Genomic DNA, 15,934 nt, shown 5'->3' on the forward strand with positions numbered 1-15,934 from the left:
AATCGAGTTTTCACAGCTTATTATTCAGGAGAAAAATAGAGGAGGAAACAGCAGCATTAATCAAAGAAAAAATAGCTCATAATGATCGCATCTTCTTTTCCTTGTGCGGTCGGATAATAATTAAACCGGCGATCAATTTCATTAAAACCTAATTGCTGATAAAGATGAAATGCTCGTTGATTACTCTCTCTCACCTCGAGCCAAGCACTTTCGGCCTTGCTTTGTTCACATTGCACTAAAAAATATTGGAGAAGCTGTTTTCCATACCCTTTTCCTTGCTCACTCGGCGCAATCGCAATATTAAGCAAGGTGACCTCCCCAACAATATTTTGTGCATAGTAATAGCCAACAACGCTCTGGTTAACCATCATCACTTGATGACAAGCTCCTCGGCTAGCGACATCTTCCAGCATATTTTTTGACCACGGATGACTGTGAGCATGCTGCTCGATATGCCAAACCTCTGCTAGATGTGCTGTAGAAAGTGGTAAAAATTGCATTGCCATATGGTTATTGTTCACTGTAAGAGCAAATTTGCTGCCATAAATCTCGTCGATAACGAGTATCGTTTTTAATAACACTTAAGGGGGGAGTGTGTAGCAAGTTGGCTTGAGCCGTCACTGACACCTCGCACCCGGCATACCAGATCCACGCCAAGTGAGTAAGATCCAATTGTGCTATGTGTTCAGGAAAAACCTGTCTAGCTTCAACTAACGTCACATGGAAAGACTTTAGCACTTTTTCTAGCCACAAAATTTCCGACTCAGAAGGAAAGGAGGGGGAGATCAACAATAGGCGGCAATCAGGATCAAGCGGCATTAATTGAGGCTGATAGCCCGCCAGTCGCTGTGGATGGACTAATTGCCAATATTGAATGCCCATCGCTTGTAAATACTGCTGCTGATCAACCATGATACTCTACTTCTCTTGTCAGTTGAGCGCATGCTAACAAATATCATCAACTCAGCTCAAGAGACTTATACTGACATCTATTGGGAAAATTCATCGCAATACTCGATGAGCCCTTGACGACCAGCAAAAGCATCCTCCCATAATTCGACCACTTGAAATGCTGACTCAACCTCAGGCCATGGGCAATGAAAACCATGCGACTTCGCAACACGGAAACCAAAGCGTTGATAGTAATTCGGGGCTCCCAATACCACGCACGCAGGATACCCCAACTCACCTAAGGAACTTAGCCCTTCATTGACCAGTTGAGCACCGATGCCTTGACAGCGATAATTTGTTTCAACGGCTAATGGCGCTAAACCTTGCCAGTTGAGATCTTCGCCATTCAACATTACCGGACTAAATAAAGCATACCCGACAATATCACCTTCATCATCACAAGCGACTAACGACAAAGTTCGACGACCATTTTCTCTTAGTTTCATCACTAAATTCGCTTCTCGTTCGGTGTCAAATACCGATTTTAATAAGCGATCGACCGCGAGGATATCCGCAGGAGCCTCAGTTCGAATAAGCATTTTCGACCTCATTGTGTCTATTCGGCGTTTGCATGCCTTTATGCACAAAATCAGCCAATTGGTGAAGTAAAATTTGTAGCGCTTGCGGTAATTGTTGCAAATCCACACTGTCCATCAAATTTTTAACCTCTAATCCTAATTCGGTATCCCCTTCAATCGATAAACGACGCTGGAAAAATAGTGTATCGGGATCTTCTTTACGCCCCGCAATTAAGATTAAATCATTCACATTACCACTAAAGCTCACATCTTCTTGTTGCGCTACATCGGCAACCAACAAACGCTCTTGTTGATAACTAATATACCAGTGCAATTTGAGATCACGAATTTCAACTTTCAACCATTTATCACTCAGAAACTCAAAATCACCCTCTTCCAATGCTTCTTGAAAGACCATTTTCAAGCCATCAAGTAAAAGTTTTTTTTGTATAAACTTCGGCAATAAATGGACTGGAGATCGCAAAATTGATGCTGCATTTTGAACGAGTTGGGTTCGAATCTTGTTTATCACGCGCGTTATCCGTTACCTTAGAATCATTGTTCATTATCATAATGGTTCGGCCAAGTCTCGTACCTGTTATGCATCAAAGAAAAGGAATTTTCTAAATATCAACGGGACGACTTCGCGAGGTTCAGATGAAAAAATTCTCAGTTGGAGATTTTTATGAAGCTTTCCAACCTATTGAATCAAAGTTATAGTTGATGAAATTTAGAAGAGTTAATCACTTTGTGAATACGACAGATTTTATAGGGTTGGTCACTTTTTAATGCCCACTCAACATCTACCATATTGGTTTAATAAAATAACCGCACATAGCCCAGTTTGGATCGCTATTTTTGATCGCCAACATCAGTATGTCTTAGTGAATGAGCGCTATGCTGAACTCAGTGGCTTGACTCCCTTTGAAATGGTGGGAATGGATGATAGACATATTTTTAATGAAGCGCTGTACCAACAGTTAAAGCCTTATTATGACCGTGCTTTTAACGGGGAAACATTAGAAAGCACAATCGAGATTGACTGGCTTGGTCTGACGACACACCTGCGTATTTTTCTTTCACCAATTTTTCATCAAGATCATCCAGACTATATTCTATTTCAGGCCATAGATGAGTCTGAAAAACACACATTGCAATGTGCGTTGGAAGAAGCGGAACAAAAATTTCTCGCTCTCAGCCAGCTGCTGCCCTGTGGAGTGCTACTGGTTGAAGACGACTATATTTTATCTGCTAACGCATCAGCCGCTCAATTATTAGGACATGCTGGACAGCTCAATTTACTCGGCGAATCACTGTCCCAGCTCTTTATCGATGAATCGACGCAGCAACCATTGACATCTTCTCTTGCCGATAGGCTGATGCAAGATTCGCTTTTGTGTGTCACTGGGCCTCGTTGTGGTGCTGCTCGCCGCGTACGACTCAGTGCAAAATCAACTTCACTGTTTCACCAGCCGGCACACCTGATTTTGATTCAAGATGCCGCGCCATCATCAAACATCACGAATACGGTTTCACACCATACTCACATTGATCAATTAACTGGCGTCAGTAACCGATTAGGGTTTACCAAGTGTCTCGACCATTTTATTGATAATCAAATCCCACTCATGATGCTCTATCTAGATATTGATAACTTTAAAAATATTAATGACTCACTAGGGCATCATATTGGTGATAAAGTCATCAAAGAAGTTTCTAGTCGATTACAGCGTATACTCCCTCCTCAAGCGGTATTAGGTCATTTGGGTGGCGATGAGTTTGGCCTGATTATTCCGGAGCCTGAACATGCCAAAGTGGGGGAAATGTTAGCCGATCGAATTATTCGCTTAATTAACCAACCTTTTGACCTTCACCATTTTAGTAAACGTTTAGCCTGTTCAATCGGCTGTGTACAATTTCCAGGAGATGGCAATAACGCTAGGGTGTTACTGCAAAATGCCGATACTGCCATGTATGAAGCAAAAGATCGTGGCCGTAATCGTTGGATCACCTTCAATAACCAAATGAATAAAGAAGCTCGCATGCGCTTATGGCTGGAGATTGAATTGCAGAAAGCGTTGCAACAAAATGGGCTTGAAGTTTGGTATCAACCCAAAGTGAATGCCCGTGATTTTAGTATCAATGGTGCAGAAGCACTGGTACGCTGGAAACACCCTATTGAAGGTTATATCAGCCCCGGTGCGTTCATCCCTGTTGCGGAAAAAGCTGGGCTTATTGAACACCTAGGGCGGGTGGTGATTCGAGAAGTTTTTGTTACCGTTAAGCGTTGGCAACAACAAAATATTTTACCCGGTAAAGTGGCTATCAATATTTCCCCAGAGCAATTTGGCAATACACAATTAATCCATCACTTAGAAAAATTACTACAACAAACCGGCGTTGATCCTAGCTGTATTACTTTTGAACTGACCGAAAGTGCAGTGATGAGTGACAGTCAACACACTTTACAAATGTTAAATGCGATCAAAAAGTTAGGTTTTTCATTGTCTATTGATGATTTTGGTACTGGCTATTCATCATTGGCTTATTTAGCCCGCTTCCCGATTGATGAATTAAAGATAGATCGCACCTTTATTACCGATATTGACACCCTTCCTAAGCAGGCCACGGTGGTGGAAAGCATTATTAAATTAGGCAAATCGCTCCATCTTGACGTGGTTGCCGAAGGCGTTGAAACAGAGCAACAGGCGACATTACTCTCCCACCTTCACTGTCATACCATTCAAGGGTTTCATTTTTATCGCCCCAAACCTAAACACGAAGTTGAGGAGCTATTTACTCAATATCGGCGCACACCTCTAAATATTGAATAGCGAGCAATCAAGGATAAAGTGACAGACTAAATTCGTGGCTTCGCACAATAAACCTTTATCGGTAAATAACAATTGAATGAGTGAAACCTGCCTTATATCAAGGAGTGGACCAACAACTCTTCCTAAAATATAAAAACTTTTCCTTTAAAAACAGTAATGAGCAATGGAACTACTCTGCCCCGCAGGTAACTTACCTGCCTTGAAAACCGCCATTGATTGTGGTGCCGATGCGGTTTACATCGGTTTTAAAGATGACACCAACGCCCGTCACTTTGCCGGTTTGAATTTTACTGGTAAGAAACTAGAAAAAGCGATCAACTATGTGCATGATCGAAATAAAAAACTACATATTGCACTAAACACCTTTGCCCACCCAGAAGGTTTCCAACGCTGGACACAAGCGGTTGATCAAGCTGCCGCTCTCGGGGTTGATGCTCTGATTATCGCTGATGTCGCCATTCTTGAATATGCAGCTCAGCGCTACCCTGACATTGAATTACATCTCTCGGTACAGGCCTCAGCGACTAATGTCAAAGCTATTGAATTTTATCATGAAAATTTCAATGTCAAACGCGTTGTCTTACCTCGTGTGCTGTCCATTCATCAGGTGAAACAACTATCACGCAATATTCCGAAAGAGGTCGAATTGGAAGTCTTCGCTTTCGGTAGTTTATGCATTATGTCGGAAGGACGTTGCTACCTCTCCTCCTATATGACCGGAGAATCCCCTAATACAGTCGGAGCTTGCTCTCCCGCCAAGTACGTTCGCTGGCAAGAAACAGAACAAGGCTTAGAATCTCGTCTTAACAACATCTTGATCGATCGCTATGCCTGTGGTGAAAACGCAGGCTACCCGACCCTATGTAAAGGGCGATTTCTCGCTGAACTTGATGGCGAGCAAAAACGCTATCATGCTCTAGAGGAACCCACCAGCTTAAATACATTATCGATGGTGCCTGAACTGTTTGCTGCCAATATCGCGTCAGTGAAGATAGAAGGACGTCAACGTAGCCCAGCTTATGTTGAACAGGTAACTCGCACCTGGCGAGCCGCCATCGATAACTACCTTGCCAACCCAGACCAGTATCAAGTAAAACCGGCTTGGGATGCTAGCCTTGCCAACGTCTCAGAAGGCACCCAAACCACACTTGGTGCTTATCATCGTCAATGGCAATAAATGAACAGGGAAAAACGCATGAAATACGCATTAGGCCCTCTGCTATACTTTTGGCCAAAAAACGATGTTGAAAATTTTTATCACCAAGCCAGTGAAAGCTCGGCCGATATCATTTATTTAGGAGAAACGGTCTGTTCTAAACGTCGTGAGCTAAAAGCCGCAGATTGGCTTGATCTAGCAAAGCAGCTCACCACTCAAGGTAAGGAAGTGGTGATTTCTACCATGGCTTTGCTAGAAGCACCGAGCGAACTCAATGTTATGAAAAAATACATTGATAATGGTGAATTTACGATTGAAGCCAATGATGTTTCTGCGATTCAGATGGCACACCAACAAAACGTTCCCTTTGTCGTTGGCCCTGCCATCAATTGCTATAATGCGCAAACACTCAAGATTTTTCTCAAACAGGGAATGGTTCGCTGGTGTATGCCGGTCGAACTTTCTCGTCAATGGCTCATCAATGTACTTGAGCAGTGTGACGCATTGAATATTAAAGATAAGTTTGCGACCGAAGTGTTTGCCCATGGTTATTTACCTCTGGCCTATTCTGCCCGCTGTTTTACTGCGCGTGCCGAAAATAAAGCTAAAGACGAATGCGAAACCTGCTGTATCCGTTACCCTACGGGGATTTCCGTCCAGAGCCAAGAAGGACAAGACGTCTTTAACTTGAATGGTATTCAGACCCAATCTGGCTACTGTTATAACTTAGTCAATGATTTATCCAGCATGGTAGGGTTAGTTGACGTTGTTCGCTTAAGCCCTCTCGGTGTTGAAACCTTTGAGCATCTTCAGCTTTTCCAAGCCAATGAGCGAGGCCAACAACCGCAATCGCTCACGAGCCATCACTGTAACGGCTATTGGCATCAAATTGAGGGGTTAGCTTTAGTTAATAATGAATTAGTTAATAATTAAAAAGCAGGCAGGCAGCATCGATAATTCATGATGCTACCGACCTCTATTGTACGTTTTTATTGGGTGCTTTTTGCCAGTTGAGCTTCGCGTAGATTCTGATAGATACGCCCTAACTCTAAGAAAGCGTAACGGTGTTCCACATACTCATAGACATTAAACGAGAGGGCCAGTTTATATAGGGAAATCGCATGAGCGTAGTTCCCTTGTAATTGATACCGCTTGCCTAGATAAAAATAGGTTTCGGTCAACTGTTGAGCCAGTGCGGTATTATCTCGCGTATTATTGAGCAAAATTTTAAATAGCTGCTCTTCCGACACCTTATCCAACATTAATCCAACCATGATCCATCCCCACTGTTCATCATGCTGCTGATAACGAGTGGCTAATTCATCCCTTGCTTGCTCTGGGTTGAGTTCACTATAAATAATGTACTGCCAAAGCGCCCGAAATGGATCGTCTGGATCTTGTTGATAATGTTGACTGATTTCTTCAAAGGCAAGCTCGGTACGCTCCCCATAATACAACGCAATGGCACGATTACGTACCGCATATTCATTACTTGGATCTAATTCGAGGGTTGAATCAAACGCTTCATAAGCCGCATCAAACTCTCCCGCTTCAGTATAATAAACGCCAAGCAAGTTAAAAATGTCCGCTTGAGCAGGATTGAGCGCTAATGACTGAGTGAAATCAAGGCGAGCCAGATCGCGTAATCCGACGTTGTCATAGCTATTTCCCCGCTCAAAAAACATCTTCGCACGAACGTCATCATTTAAATCGCTACGTTGTAGTAACTGCGTTAAGCGCGCAATTTTAACTTCGTGCTGCACGTTTGATTGCAGTGGAATCGCCATGGGTGGGTAGACCCACTGGGTTTGTTGAGATCCAGTAGAAACACATCCAGCAAGTAACAAGAATGCCGCACTGATAAGAGCGGTTTGAAGCCATTTCACAAATCCATACTCCTGTTATTTCGCATGATCCAATTAAAAAGGGAGCGAATTACGCTCCCTTTATATCATGCTTTGTCCCCAAAAAGCGAAAACTGTTCTTCGAGAACAATAATGCAATTATTATTCCGCAGTTGGTGCCGCATTTTCTTGAGGGGCTTCTTCTGCCGGTTTTTCTACCGCTTCTTTCATGCTCAAACGAACACGGCCTTGACGATCAATTTCTAAGACTTTCACTTGAACTTCTTGGCCTTCAGAGAGAACATCAGACACTTTTTCAATGCGTTTATCAGCAATTTGTGAAATATGGACTAAGCCATCTTTGCCTGGTAACACAGTTACGAAAGCACCGAAATCAGCTAGACGAGCGACTTTGCCGGTGTAAATTTTACCCACTTCAACTTCTGCTGTGATCTGCTCAATACGACGAATCGCTTCTTTGGCTTGATCACCATCTGTGGCGGCAATCTTGATCGTACCGTCATCTTCAATTTCAATGGTTGTACCGGTTTCTTCAGTCAACATGCGGATAACCGCACCACCTTTACCGATCACATCTTTAATCTTTTCAGCACTGATCTTCATCGTGTGGATACGAGGTGCAAATTCAGAGATATCATCACGTGCACCAGCAATCGCTTGATCCATCACAGAAAGGATGTGTAAACGTGCGCCTTTCGCTTGGTTCAGCGCAATTTGCATGATCTCTTTAGTAATGCCTTCGATCTTGATATCCATTTGTAGTGCCGTCACACCATTAGAGGTACCGGCAACTTTAAAGTCCATATCACCTAGGTGGTCTTCATCACCTAAAATGTCAGAAAGGACGACAAAATCTTGCTCTTCTTTTACCAAGCCCATCGCAATACCGGCAACAGAGGCTTTAATAGGTACACCCGCATCCATCAACGCTAGTGATGAACCACACACAGATGCCATTGAAGAAGAACCGTTTGATTCAGTAATCTCAGAAACAACGCGTACGGTGTATGGGAACTCATCCACTGATGGCATCACCGCCGCAATACCACGTTTCGCTAAACGACCATGACCAATTTCACGACGCTTTGGTGAACCCACAAAGCCAGTTTCACCCACACAGTATGGAGGGAAGTTATAATGCAATAAGAAGTGATCTTTCTTCTCACCTGTCAGTTCATCAATAATTTGTGCATCACGCTGCGTCCCTAAGGTTGCGGTGACTAAAGCTTGAGTCTCACCACGAGTAAACAAAGCGCTACCGTGAGTACGTGGTAATACTCCTGTACGTACATCTAAAGCACGAATCATATCTTTCTCACGCCCGTCGATACGTTTCTCACCGGCGATAATACGGCTACGTACCACTTTTTTCTCAAGAGAGCCGAGCATTTTCTTGATATCCATCACATCAAGTGAGTCATCTTCGGCTAATAGCGCGTCAATCACATCAGACTTAATCTGACCGACTTGCTCATAACGCGCCATTTTTTCGGTAATTTGGTAAGCCTCGGTAAAACGAGTTTCAGCTAACTGAGCAATTTTTTCTTTTAGGGCAATGTTTTCTTCTGGAGCTTGCCATTCCCAAGCGGGAGTCGCGACTTCAGCTGCGAATTCATTGATCGCCTTGATGACCACTTGCTGTTGCTCATGACCATAAACTACCGCAGCCAACATCTCCTCTTCAGTCAGAATATCAGCTTCAGATTCAACCATCAGCACAGCGCCTTCAGTACCCGCAACCACAAGATCAAGACGAGATTTGTCTAATTCTTTTGGACTTGGGTTTAACACCAATTGACCATCGATATGACCCACACGAGCAGAACCGATAGGACCATTAAATGGAATACCAGAAATCGCCAAAGCTGCCGAAGTACCAATCATAGTGATGATATCTGGCTGAACATTCGGGTTAACCGAAACAACGGTTGCAATCACTTGAACTTCATTTGTGAAGGCATCAGGGAAAAGAGGACGAATTGGACGGTCAATCAAACGTGCAATTAAGGTTTCGCTTTCAGAAGGACGACCTTCACGCTTAAAGAAGCCACCAGGAATCTTACCTGCTGCGTAAGTACGCTCTTGGTAATTCACTGTGAGAGGGAAAAAGTCTTGGCCTTGTACTGCCTCTTTTTTACCGACAACTGAAACAAACACGGCGGTGTCGTCCATGGTTGCCATTACGGCTGCGGTGGCTTGACGTGCCATCACGCCTGTTTCTAATGTAACGGTATGATTTCCGTATTGGAATGTTTTTACTACTGGTTTTTCGAACATTGAGTTTTCCTTTTCTAGGGAGAAACCTAGATAAATTAATCAACACTCAAAGCATTACCAATCGCGACTAGTAAAAAGAGACTCTATATCGCCTAAATCACTTTTTAATAGCCGCGACCTGCTGGCCGACTTGGGTGACTGTAATGCAGTGAGAGATAACAAATCCAGCACTGAATGCTGGACGGCATCTAGTATAAACTACTTGGGTGGGAATATGCCAAATTTAGATAATAAAAAAGGGGCTAATGCCCCTTTTTTAAACAAACTGTACTATGCAGTCACTGATTAGCGACGTAGGCCTAGACGTTTGATTAGGTCTTGGTAACGTCCTAGATCTTTACCTTTCAGGTAATCTAGAAGTTTACGACGGCTTGAAACCATGCGTAGCAGACCACGGCGGCTATGGTGATCGCCTTTATGTTCTTTAAAGTGATCTTGTAAATGGTTGATAGAAGCAGTCAGTAGTGCTACTTGTACTTCTGGTGAACCAGTGTCGCCTTCGCTACGTGCGTATTCAGCAACGATTGCTGCTTTAGTTTCTGCATTCAGAGACATTATTCTCTCCTAAAGAGTTAAGTTAATCGTTGTGTCAGCCAATCTCTGATTCAGCCGACACGAGAAGCGCGAATTATAGGGAATAAAACCTATTGATACAAGCGCAAATATTGCTTTATGCCACTGAAACCTAGGAGTAAACCACCAAACGTTTTGGCGCGATCTTTCCATCATCATCAATCTGAGCAACACCGAGAAAACGCTTCTCTTCACCACCGGTCATTCGTACTAACCCTTCACTTGGTGCACCAAACACTTGGACGGCTTGACCATGTTGCACCATATCCACCAGTTCAGCAATTAGATTGACTTCTGGTAAATCTTGTACTGCGGTATCCATCGGCAATAAAAGTGCATCAAGGGCTGAGTAAGGATCTGAACCTTCTCGTTGAGCTTGCTCAACCCGTTGGTTAAGCTGTGCTAGTGTCACCATATTTTGCGCTGGGTAGTTCGCTACACCGATACGACGTAGCATGGTCACGTGCGCACCACACCCAAGCATTTCACCGAGATCATCAACGATAGTTCGAATATAAGTACCTTTAGAACAATGTACTTCCAGTTCTACTTCATCATCCTCAAAACGATGCAAAATAATTTCATAAACCTGTATTTTACGTGCTTCTCGCGGAACCTCGATACCTTGGCGAGCATACTCGTAAAGTGGACGCCCTTGATATTTAAGCGCTGAAAACATCGAGGGAATCTGATCCGTTTGGCCACGAAAACTTGCCACCTTAGCGAGTAATGTCTCTCTATCGACCTGAACTGGACGGGTCTCAACCACTTCACCATCCGAGTCAGAGGTATTAGTACGCTGACCTAGTTTAGCAATCACACGATAACGCTTATCCGAATCGAGTAAAAATTGAGAAAACTTGGTCGCCTCGCCCAAACAAATCGGTAACATCCCCGTCGCTAATGGATCAAGCGCACCAGTGTGTCCTGCTTTTTCGGCAAAATAGAGGCGTTTCACTTTCTGTAGTATATCGTTCGATGAGATGCCCGTGGTTTTATCGAGTAGTAAGACGCCGTTAATTGCACGGCCTTTACGACGTCGTGCCATTACTCTTCGTCCTCTCGACCTGAATCTTGTTGGCGTCGTTTATCTTGATTGACCACTTCAGTCACTAAATTCGACATCCGCATCCCTTCAACTAATGTATTGTCGTAATAAAAGCGAATTTCAGGAGTCAGACGCAAGCGGATACGCTTACCGAGCATCATTCGAATATGAACTTCATGCTCACGCAATGCCTTTAAGCATGATTCAGGCGTCTGTTCGCCAATGCATAAAAAGGTAACAAAGACTTTGGCATAAGCGAGATCGCGTGATACTTCGACATCAGAAATCGTTACCATACCTAATCGTGAATCACGGACTTCACGCTGTAGGATCATGGCAAGTTCTTTTTGTAATTGCTGAGCCACACGTTGGGTTCGGCTAAATTCTTTTGGCATATTTTTTCTCACTAGTAGAAAGAATGGGGGGATGGTTTCCCAGCCCCCCATGGTGTATTCAACAACCTAACATTACCGTTAATGCAATTTTAGTTGCTAGTCGATGGTACGCTGGATTTCAACGGTTTCGAAGACCTCAATCTGGTCACCAACGCGCACGTCGTTGTAGTTCTTAACGCCGATACCACATTCGTAACCATTTTTCACTTCAGAAACATCATCTTTAAAGCGACGTAATGATTCAAGCTCACCTTCATAAATCACCACGTTATCACGCAGTACACGAATCGGGCTATGACGCTTAATCACACCTTCTGTCACCATACAACCAGCAATAGCACCCAGTTTCGGTGATTTAAATACGTCACGAACTTCAGCAAGCCCAATGATCTCTTGCTTAAATTCAGGTGCGAGCATACCGCTCATGGCCTGTTTCACTTCATCGATTAGCTGATAAATAATCGAGTAATAACGTAGGTCAATATTTTCCGCTTCGATTGCACGACGCGCTGAAGCATCAGCTCGCACGTTAAAGCCAACGACAATCGCATTTGAAGCCGCAGCCAATACAACGTCTGTTTCGGTAATACCACCAACACCAGAACCAACAATGTTCACTTTAACTTCATCAGTTGAAAGTTTTCTCAGTGAATCGGCAATCGCCTCCACCGAACCTTGTACGTCTGCTTTCAGTACCACGTTCAATTCGGCAACATCACCCGCGGCCATATTAGAGAACATATTCTCAAGTTTAGATTTTTGTTGACGTGCGAGTTTCACTTCACGGAACTTACCTTGACGGTAGTTAGCAACTTCACGTGCTTTACGTTCATCACGTACGACTGTGGCTTCGTCACCTGCAGACGGTACACCCGATAGGCCGAGAATTTCGACTGGAATTGATGGCCCCGCATGGTCAACTTCATTACCCAATTCGTCACGCATTGCACGAACACGGCCATATTCTTGACCACAAAGTACGATATCGCCTTTATTCAAAGTACCAGACTGAACAAGAACCGTCGCCACTGGGCCTCGGCCTTTATCTAAACGAGATTCGATAACAACCCCTGAAGCCATGCCATCTTTAACGGCGGTCAGTTCTAGTACTTCGGCTTGCAATAGGATCGCTTCTAATAAGCCATCAATATTGGTCCCTTGTTTCGCTGAAATGTGGACGAACATATTCTCTCCGCCCCATTCTTCAGGAATGATATCGTATTGAGCTAGCTCGTTTTTCACGTTATCAGGATTAGCATCTTCTTTATCGATCTTATTTACGGCAACAATAAGAGGAACGCCAGCAGCCTTGGCATGCTGAATCGCTTCAACCGTTTGAGGCATGACGCCATCATCAGCTGCAACAACCAGCACAACAATATCTGTTGCTTGAGCACCACGAGCACGCATTGAAGTAAACGCCGCGTGTCCCGGAGTATCTAGGAAGGTAATCATCCCGCTTGGTGTCTCAACGTGGTAAGCACCGATATGCTGAGTAATACCACCCGCTTCAGCATCCGCGACGTGAGTGCGACGAATGTAGTCAAGTGTTGAGGTTTTACCGTGGTCAACGTGCCCCATAATGGTTACAACCGGAGCACGTGAAACCGCCTCAAACTTGTTATCACGATCAGAAAGAATCGCTTCTTCTAGCTCGTTTTCTTTACGAAGAACGACTTTGTGACCCATTTCTTCCGCAACTAACTGAGCCGTTTCTTGATCAATCACTTGGTTAATGGTCGCCATCGCGCCCATTTTCATCATAACTTTGATCACTTCAGTCGCTTTGACTGACATTTTATTGGCTAATTCAGAAACGACAATGGTTTCACCAATAACGACGTCAGATTTCGCAACAATCGCACTCTTATCAAAGCCATGTTGCATAGAAGTTGGTTTATGAATGCGACCTTTACGGCCAGCTTTACCACCACGAGGACGTGAATTACGCTCTTGTTTATCATCACGAGAAGACATTTTGGTCTTTTTCGCTTTCGCTGCACGACGAGCGCCTTCTTCACGACGGTCTGCCTCATCTTCCGCTTCACGAGCATAATGTGAAGTGGTTAGATGGTAATCTGTATCTTCTTGCATAGCACCTGTTTTCTCTTCTTCAGCAGACCAACGCTCTTTATTTTTTTCGGCCAATTCGCGCGCTATTTCAAGCTGACGCTGACTTTCCTCTTCAGCCTTACGCTTCGCCTCTTCTTCCTGGCGACGTTTTAATTCCTCGGCCTCTTTTCGCGCTGCTTCTTGCTTTAATTTATCTTGTGCAGAACGCTCACGTTTGGCTTTCTGCTCTGGCGTATCACGCTTCGCTTTTTCTTCAGCTTCGCGTTTTGCCTTCTCTTCCGCTTCACGCTGGGCTTTCTCTTGCGCTTCTCGTGCTGCTTTCTCTTCAGCTTCACGTTTCAACGCTTCTTCTGCCTCACGTTTTGCTTTTTCTTCAGCTTCACGCTGAGCTGCTTCTTCGGCTTCGCGTTTCGCTTCATCTTCGATTACACTGCGCTTAACATACGTCCGTTTTTTGCGCACTTCAACCTGAACATTCTTACTTTTACCGCCACCTGCATTCACACTCAGTGTACTGCGAGTTTTACGCTGGAGTGTTAAACGAGTCGGTTCTGAACCATCACCATGTTCTTTGCGTAGATGGGCAAGCAGTTTTTGCTTTTCGTCTTCAGTCACGCTATCCGAACTCGCTTTTGTCATACCAGCATCAGCAAGTTGCTCTAATAAGCGGTCAACTGGAGTACCAATTTCTTCACTCAGTGTTTTAACTGTAAGTTGTGTCATGCCGCTTTCTCCCCTTGCTGAAACTTATGCGTCTTCGCCAAACCAACAAATATTGCGAGCCGCCATAATCAATTCGCCCGCACGTTGCTCGGTTAGGCCTTCAATACCTTCGAGATCATCGATGCCTTGATCTGCGAGATCTTCTAGAGTTGCAACCCCTTTCGCAGCCAATTTAAATGCCATTTCACGCTCTAAACCTGGTAGAGCAAGTAGATCATCTGCAGGTTCAAGCCCTTCATATGTCTCTTCTTGCGCGAGAGCCATGGTGGTTAAAGCATCTTTTGCTCGAGTTCTTAGCTCTTCGATCAGATCATCGTTTAATCCATCAATTTCCAGTAACTCGTTAACTGGAACATAAGCTATCTCTTCTAATGTAGAGAAGCCTTCTTCGACTAACATCTCAGCAAAGTCTTGCTCAATATCGAGATACTTCATGAAGTTTTCGATTGAAGCCATAGACTCTTCTTGGTGCTTTTTCTGTAAATCAGCTACGGTCATCACATTCAGTTCCCAACCGGTTAGCTGAGATGCAAGACGGACGTTCTGACCATTACGGCCGATCGCTTGCGCAAGGTTATCAGCCTCGACAGCGATATCCATTGCATGTGCATCTTCATCAACGATGATCGAGGCAACATCGGCTGGTGCCATTGCATTGATCACAAATTGTGCAGGGTTATCATCCCACAACACGATATCAATACGCTCACCACCAAGTTCGCCAGACACGGCTTGAACACGAGCACCACGCATCCCAACACAAGCGCCAACTGGGTCAATACGTTTGTCGTTGGTTTTCACTGCGATTTTCGCACGCGAGCCAGGATCTCGAGCAGCAGCTTTCAATTCAATCAGCTCTTCACCAATTTCAGGAACTTCAACGCGGAACAGCTCCGCCAACATTTCTGGTTTTGAACGGGTAATGAACAGCTGAAAACCTCGAGCTTCCGGAGCCACTTTATAAAGCAGCCCTCGAACACGGTCACCAGAACGGAAATTTTCTCGCGGCAGTTGATCATCGCGTAAAATCACAGCTTCAGCATTGTTACCTAAGTCTAAGATCACCGTGTCACGATTGACCTTTTTGACCACGCCTGTCACTAGCTCACCTTCATTGTCGATAAACTGCTCGACAATCTGCGCACGCTCAGCTTCACGAACTTTCTGTACGATCACTTGCTTCGCCGTTTGGGTTGTGATGCGATCAAAAGTAACCGATTCAATCTGATCCTCAACGTAATCGCCTAATTGTACCGTTTCATCATCATAATTTGCGGCATCAAAAGAGATTTCTTTGGTCGGATTTTCAACTTCATCAACCACTAACCAACGGCGGAAAGTTTCAAACTCTCCCGTTTTACGGTCAATCGCGACACGAACATCAATTTCAATGTCATGTTTTTTCTTGGTTGATGTGGCCAGTGCGACTTCTAGCGCTTCGAAGATACGCTCACGAGGAACTGCTTTCTCATTCGAAACCGCCTCAACAACCGCTAAAATTTCTTTACTCATGGTATAGCC

Annotated in this window: 14 protein-coding genes; 3 read left to right on the plus strand and 11 right to left on the minus strand. The window is 44.2% G+C overall.

Annotated elements, in window-relative coordinates; genetic code table 11:
* Positions 1-56 precede the first annotated feature (56 nt).
* From rimI to ubiT, 4 genes are all read right to left on the minus strand, one after another.
* On the minus strand, positions 57-506 hold the full coding sequence (gene rimI / locus CAG57_RS03310; RefSeq protein ID WP_161427984.1) for a ribosomal protein S18-alanine N-acetyltransferase: 450 nt from the start codon (positions 504-506) through the stop codon (positions 57-59).
* A gap of 4 nt (positions 507-510) precedes the next feature.
* On the minus strand, positions 511-912 hold the full coding sequence (locus CAG57_RS03315; RefSeq protein WP_161427983.1) for a DNA polymerase III subunit psi: 402 nt from the start codon (positions 910-912) through the stop codon (positions 511-513).
* Positions 913-989: 77 nt separating this feature from the next.
* Complete coding sequence (locus CAG57_RS03320; RefSeq protein ID WP_099610643.1) at positions 990-1,490, minus strand: GNAT family N-acetyltransferase; 501 nt, start codon at positions 1,488-1,490, stop codon at positions 990-992.
* Positions 1,474-2,001, minus strand: coding sequence for a ubiquinone anaerobic biosynthesis accessory factor UbiT (ubiT, locus tag CAG57_RS03325; RefSeq protein WP_099610642.1), 528 nt, complete (start codon positions 1,999-2,001; stop codon positions 1,474-1,476). Before ubiT ends, CAG57_RS03320 begins: the two co-directional genes overlap by 17 nt.
* 256 nt (positions 2,002-2,257) lie before the next feature.
* On the opposite strand from ubiT, the gene CAG57_RS03330 reads away from it, so the two are divergent.
* From CAG57_RS03330 to CAG57_RS03340, 3 genes are all read left to right on the plus strand, one after another.
* A complete protein-coding gene (locus tag CAG57_RS03330; RefSeq protein WP_099610641.1) occupies positions 2,258-4,303 on the plus strand; it encodes a putative bifunctional diguanylate cyclase/phosphodiesterase in 2,046 nt (681 codons plus the stop codon).
* Between the two features lie 163 nt (positions 4,304-4,466).
* Positions 4,467-5,480 (plus strand): ubiquinone anaerobic biosynthesis protein UbiU, encoded by a 1,014-nt coding sequence (gene ubiU, locus CAG57_RS03335; protein ID WP_099610640.1) that lies wholly within the window; start codon positions 4,467-4,469, stop codon positions 5,478-5,480.
* A gap of 18 nt (positions 5,481-5,498) precedes the next feature.
* Positions 5,499-6,392 (plus strand): U32 family peptidase, encoded by an 894-nt coding sequence (locus CAG57_RS03340; RefSeq protein ID WP_161427796.1) that lies wholly within the window; start codon positions 5,499-5,501, stop codon positions 6,390-6,392.
* A 56-nt stretch (positions 6,393-6,448) separates the two neighbouring features.
* Here the strand turns inward: CAG57_RS03340 and nlpI are convergent, their stop codons facing one another.
* The 7 genes from nlpI to nusA all read right to left on the minus strand — a co-directional run bounded on the left by nlpI (position 6,449) and on the right by nusA (position 15,925).
* Positions 6,449-7,345: a lipoprotein NlpI gene (nlpI, locus tag CAG57_RS03345; protein ID WP_161427795.1), complete on the minus strand. Its 897-nt coding sequence runs from the start codon at positions 7,343-7,345 to the stop codon at positions 6,449-6,451.
* Between the two features lie 120 nt (positions 7,346-7,465).
* Positions 7,466-9,601 (minus strand): polyribonucleotide nucleotidyltransferase, encoded by a 2,136-nt coding sequence (gene pnp, locus CAG57_RS03350; RefSeq protein ID WP_161427794.1) that lies wholly within the window; start codon positions 9,599-9,601, stop codon positions 7,466-7,468.
* A gap of 285 nt (positions 9,602-9,886) precedes the next feature.
* Positions 9,887-10,156, minus strand: coding sequence for a 30S ribosomal protein S15 (gene rpsO, locus CAG57_RS03355; RefSeq protein WP_099610636.1), 270 nt, complete (start codon positions 10,154-10,156; stop codon positions 9,887-9,889).
* 130 nt (positions 10,157-10,286) lie between these two features.
* Positions 10,287-11,222, minus strand: a complete 936-nt coding sequence (gene truB, locus CAG57_RS03360; RefSeq protein WP_099610635.1) for a tRNA pseudouridine(55) synthase TruB — start codon at positions 11,220-11,222, stop codon at positions 10,287-10,289.
* The gene (gene rbfA, locus CAG57_RS03365) at positions 11,222-11,617 is read right to left on the minus strand and encodes a 30S ribosome-binding factor RbfA (protein WP_099610634.1); all 396 of its coding nucleotides are present in this window, start codon (positions 11,615-11,617) and stop codon (positions 11,222-11,224) included. The genes truB and rbfA overlap by 1 nt, the downstream gene beginning before the upstream one ends.
* A gap of 96 nt (positions 11,618-11,713) precedes the next feature.
* A complete protein-coding gene (gene infB, locus CAG57_RS03370) occupies positions 11,714-14,413 on the minus strand; it encodes a translation initiation factor IF-2 (protein ID WP_161427793.1) in 2,700 nt (899 codons plus the stop codon).
* A 24-nt stretch (positions 14,414-14,437) separates the two neighbouring features.
* Positions 14,438-15,925 carry a transcription termination factor NusA gene (gene nusA, locus CAG57_RS03375; RefSeq protein ID WP_099610632.1) on the minus strand — a complete coding sequence of 496 codons (1,488 nt, stop codon included), beginning with the start codon at positions 15,923-15,925 and terminating at the stop codon, positions 14,438-14,440.
* Positions 15,926-15,934 lie beyond the last annotated feature (9 nt).

This window comes from Vibrio sp. V30_P3S12P165 (genome assembly GCF_009904905.1).
GTDB lineage: Bacteria > Pseudomonadota > Gammaproteobacteria > Enterobacterales > Vibrionaceae > Vibrio > Vibrio fujianensis.

Coding starts and splice junctions, on each gene's coding strand:
- rimI (WP_161427984.1), bottom strand. CDS start 506: ATGGCAATGCAATTTTTACCACTTTCTACAGCACATCTAGCAGAGGTT.
- pnp (WP_161427794.1), bottom strand. CDS start 9,601: ATGTTCGAAAAACCAGTAGTAAAAACATTCCAATACGGAAATCATACC.
- CAG57_RS03315 (WP_161427983.1), bottom strand. CDS start 912: ATGGTTGATCAGCAGCAGTATTTACAAGCGATGGGCATTCAATATTGG.
- infB (WP_161427793.1), bottom strand. CDS start 14,413: ATGACACAACTTACAGTTAAAACACTGAGTGAAGAAATTGGTACTCCA.
- truB (WP_099610635.1), bottom strand. CDS start 11,222: ATGGCACGACGTCGTAAAGGCCGTGCAATTAACGGCGTCTTACTACTC.
- ubiU (WP_099610640.1), top strand. CDS start 4,467: ATGGAACTACTCTGCCCCGCAGGTAACTTACCTGCCTTGAAAACCGCC.
- CAG57_RS03340 (WP_161427796.1), top strand. CDS start 5,499: ATGAAATACGCATTAGGCCCTCTGCTATACTTTTGGCCAAAAAACGAT.
- CAG57_RS03320 (WP_099610643.1), bottom strand. CDS start 1,490: ATGCTTATTCGAACTGAGGCTCCTGCGGATATCCTCGCGGTCGATCGC.
- nusA (WP_099610632.1), bottom strand. CDS start 15,925: ATGAGTAAAGAAATTTTAGCGGTTGTTGAGGCGGTTTCGAATGAGAAA.
- rpsO (WP_099610636.1), bottom strand. CDS start 10,156: ATGTCTCTGAATGCAGAAACTAAAGCAGCAATCGTTGCTGAATACGCA.
- CAG57_RS03330 (WP_099610641.1), top strand. CDS start 2,258: ATGCCCACTCAACATCTACCATATTGGTTTAATAAAATAACCGCACAT.
- rbfA (WP_099610634.1), bottom strand. CDS start 11,617: ATGCCAAAAGAATTTAGCCGAACCCAACGTGTGGCTCAGCAATTACAA.